This is a genomic window from Roseicyclus amphidinii, assembly GCF_030163755.1.
Classification (GTDB): Bacteria; Pseudomonadota; Alphaproteobacteria; order Rhodobacterales; family Rhodobacteraceae; genus Roseicyclus; species Roseicyclus amphidinii.
Genome location: NZ_JASJOE010000124.1, coordinates 1 through 3,396 on the forward strand (window position 1 = coordinate 1; position 3,396 = coordinate 3,396).

At 69.4% G+C, this 3,396-nt stretch carries 4 protein-coding genes; 2 read left to right on the plus strand and 2 right to left on the minus strand.

From position 1 onward, the window contains the following. Positions 1-737 (minus strand): D-alanyl-D-alanine carboxypeptidase family protein (locus QQK83_RS18980; protein WP_284266966.1); only part of this gene is annotated, 737 nt, incomplete at its 3' end. Between the two features lie 252 nt (positions 738-989). Here QQK83_RS18980 and hemF point away from each other — a divergent pair. Together hemF and QQK83_RS18990 are read left to right on the plus strand one after the other, a co-directional pair. After that, on the plus strand, positions 990-1,871 hold the full coding sequence (hemF, locus tag QQK83_RS18985) for an oxygen-dependent coproporphyrinogen oxidase (RefSeq protein WP_284266969.1): 882 nt from the start codon (positions 990-992) through the stop codon (positions 1,869-1,871). 302 nt (positions 1,872-2,173) lie between these two features. After that, a complete protein-coding gene (locus tag QQK83_RS18990) occupies positions 2,174-2,770 on the plus strand; it encodes an outer membrane protein (protein ID WP_284266971.1) in 597 nt (198 codons plus the stop codon). Here the strand turns inward: QQK83_RS18990 and QQK83_RS18995 are convergent. After that, positions 2,767-3,396, minus strand: a 630-nt coding sequence (locus QQK83_RS18995; RefSeq protein WP_284266973.1) for an FAD-dependent oxidoreductase, incomplete at its 5' end; no start/stop codon positions are given. The two genes, QQK83_RS18990 and QQK83_RS18995, sit on opposite strands and share 4 nt — an antisense overlap.

Consider the following 3,396-nt stretch of genomic DNA (forward strand, 5'->3'; position numbering starts at 1 on the left):
TCGAACAACTCCATGATGCGCTGGTTGCGCCAGGCGGTCGAGCGCCCGCCGAAGACCGTCGCCAGGATGCGCACGCCGTCGCGCTCGGCCGAGGCGACAAGGTTGAACCCCGCCGCGCGGGTGTAGCCCGTCTTGATCCCGTCCGCGCCGCGATAGGCGGCCAGCAGCGCCCGGTTCGTGTTGCGCACCATGGCGATGCCCGCGTCATCCTCGCGGCGCGAGAAGATGTTGTAATACTCCGGGTAATCGTAGAACAGCCGCCGCCCCATGATCGTCATGTCATGCGCCGTCGACAGGTGCCCCTCCTCGGTCAGGCCATGGGCGTTGCGAAAGGTTGTCCGGGTCATCCCCAACGCCCGCGCGGTGCGGTTCATGCGCCGGGCAAAGGCCGCCTCGGACCCCTCGATCGCCTCGGCGATGGCGGTCGCCGCATCATTGGCCGAACGGATCGCGGCGGCGCGGATCAGGTAGCGGAACCGGATCGTGGACCCCGCCCGCAACCCCAGTTTCGACGGCGGCTCGGCGGCGGCGCGATCCGAGATGCGGACCGGCGTGTCGAGCGTGATCTCCCCCAGCCGGACCGCCTCGAAGGCGATGTAGAGCGTCATCATCTTGGTCAGCGAGGCCGGGTGCAGCCGCGTATCCGCATTGCGCGAATGCAGAACCTCGCCACTGCGCGCATCCATCACCATCGCGGCATAAGGCGCGGCGCGCAGCGGCGTCGCCACAACCGTCATGCACAAGAGGAGGGCCAGCCCGATGAGGGCCGGTAAACTCGGTCGCTGTCTCACTGAGCCTGCTCGCTCTGCCTTGGGGTGCCGTCTGGCGCGGCTTTCCGCGAAGCCTATGCCATCCACGGGCGAAAATCCATGGGCACGAAAGTTTTTTCGCTGCGACGAAGGTGTCCTGACCCAAGGGACGAAACGGCGCGTGGCACCGTCGCTCTGCCTCTGGTAGAACGTCACGGAGACGAGAAAAGGACGGTTCCCGTGAAGGACAATTACGACGACCACAAATCCCGCGCCTCCGCGTGGTTCCGCACCCTGCGCGACGAGATCGTCGCCGCATTCGAGGCGCTCGAGGACAGCCAGGGCGGCGACGCCCCCGCGGGCCGCTTCGAGGTGACCGAGACGAAGCGCCACTCCGACGACGGCTCGGATGCCGGCGGCGGCTTGATGAGCGTCATGCGCGGCGGCCGCGTCTTCGAGAAGGTGGGCGTCAACGTCTCGACCGTCTACGGCCAGCTTGGCGAGCGCGCGGTGGCCGCCATGTCCTCGCGCAAGAACATGGACGGGCTGCGCGACGACCCGACCTTCTGGGCCTCGGGCATTTCGCTTGTCGCCCACATGCAGAACCCCCATGCGCCCGCCGTCCACATGAACACCCGCATGTTCTGGACGCCCGTGGCGCATTGGTTCGGCGGCGGCTCCGACCTGAATCCGGCCATCGAATATGCCGAGGATACCGCGCATTTCCACGGCGTGCTCAAGGATCACTGCGACCGCCACCAGCCCGACTACTACGACCGGTTCAAAGCCTGGGCGGACGAGTATTTCTACGTCCCCCACCGCCACCGCGCCCGCGGCGTCGGCGGCATCTTCTACGATGACCTGAACACCGGCGATTGGGAGGCCGATTTCGCCTTCACCCAGGACGTCGGCCGCGCCTTCCTTCCGGCCTTCGTTCCCTGCGTCGAGCGCCGCCGCCACACCGCGTGGTCCGAGGGTGACCGCGAAGCGCAGCTTGTCCACCGCGGGCTCTATGCCGAATACAACCTCGTCTACGACCGCGGCACCAAGTTCGGCCTGGAAACCGGCCATGACGCCAATGCCGTCCTGATGAGCCTGCCGCCCATCGCCAAATGGACCTGAGCTGACCTGACGGGGGCGGGGCAGGGCCGTTGCTTCGGCCCACGCCCACCGCAGTTCCTGGCACGGCCCCTGCCCGCGGGCGGGGGCGGGCCCATGTCCGCGCGGCCCGCCCGTGCGAAACAGGCGGCGTCTTGCGCATTTCCCCGGACGGCCCGGCGGAATGCAGCCTGCCCCCCATGCCTCTCGTTTTCGTGTCCTGCCGTGGCGTTGAACGCCTGTGGCGGGTGCATAGCCTCTGGCCGGGCGGCACCGAGCATGCCGCGACAACCAGAACAAATGAGAGCAAGGAGCTCGACCAGACCATGACACGATCCCTGATCCTCGCAACCGGCCTTGCCGTGCTTGCCGCGGGCCCCGCCCTTGCCGGCGGCATGGCCCAGGACCCGGCCCCCGCGCCGGTCACCGTCGCACCCGCACCGGTTCCCGCCGGTGCCGACTGGACCGGCCCCTCGGTCGGTGTGCAGCTCGGTTACGGCGACGTCTCGACCTATGGCTCGAACCAACTGTCCGGCAATGATGCGCTCCTCGGCCTGCGCGCGAACTACGATTACGACCTCGGCTCCGTCATTGTCGGCGGCGGTCTGCAATACGACACCACCGACATCGACCTCGGCGGCGTGACCACGCTCGAGTCGGTCACCCGCATCGGCGCCCGCGCCGGTGCCGATCTCGGCACGAGCTGGCTTTACGGCGCCGCGGGCTGGGCGCAGGCGACCACCAGCAACCCGACCGTCGGCGACAGCAACGGCTGGTATGCCGGTGTCGGCTACGAGCTTCTGGTCAGTGACGGCATCACGCTGGGCACCGAGGTTCTCTACCACCAGTTCAGCGATTTCGACCTCTCCGGCCTGAACGCCGAGGCGACGACCGCCGCCATCTCGGTCAACTTCCGCTTCTAGTCGGTCTCGAACACCGGCGCGAACTCCGCGCCAAGGCCTTCGGCGGCCACGTCGCCGCCGAGGGCCGCAACCGCCCCCAGCCGCCCCAGCTCGTCGGCGCATTTCGCGCCAGCCCCGTTGCCGCCGGTCAACAGCGTCACGCCCTCCTCGACCCGCGCGACATAGGGGTGCCCCGTCGCCGTGAAGCTCACCGCGCAGGCCCCGGTGTGCGTGCCCGCGATGCGCAGACCGGGCATCACCCGCCGCAACTCCTCCAGCAGGACCGCGCCAGCCGCCGGGCTGCCCGCGCCGCGGAACCAGTCGTTCAGCGTGGCGGCGTCGCGCGCCTCGGGGCTGTCGGCCTCGCCCCCGATCTTCAGGTAGAAGCGCCCGTCCGGGTAGCGGATCGGCGGCAAAAGGTAGAGATCCGTCTCGCCCCCCTCCGGCACCCAGATCAGGCTCGGCATCCCGGCCAGCCGCGCGGCCTCGGCCTGCGTCACCTCGGCAAAGGCGACCGTCCGCTGGTAGACCCGCATCGCGGGCCGCCGCCCGGTCAGCGGCGCGCAACCGGCCCAGCCGCCGGTGGCGATGACCACATGCCCCGCCGTGACCTGCGCGCCGTCGGCGAGCGTCAGCCGCGCCCCCTC

Coding starts and splice junctions, on each gene's coding strand:
- QQK83_RS18990 (WP_284266971.1), top strand. CDS start 2,174: ATGACACGATCCCTGATCCTCGCAACCGGCCTTGCCGTGCTTGCCGCG.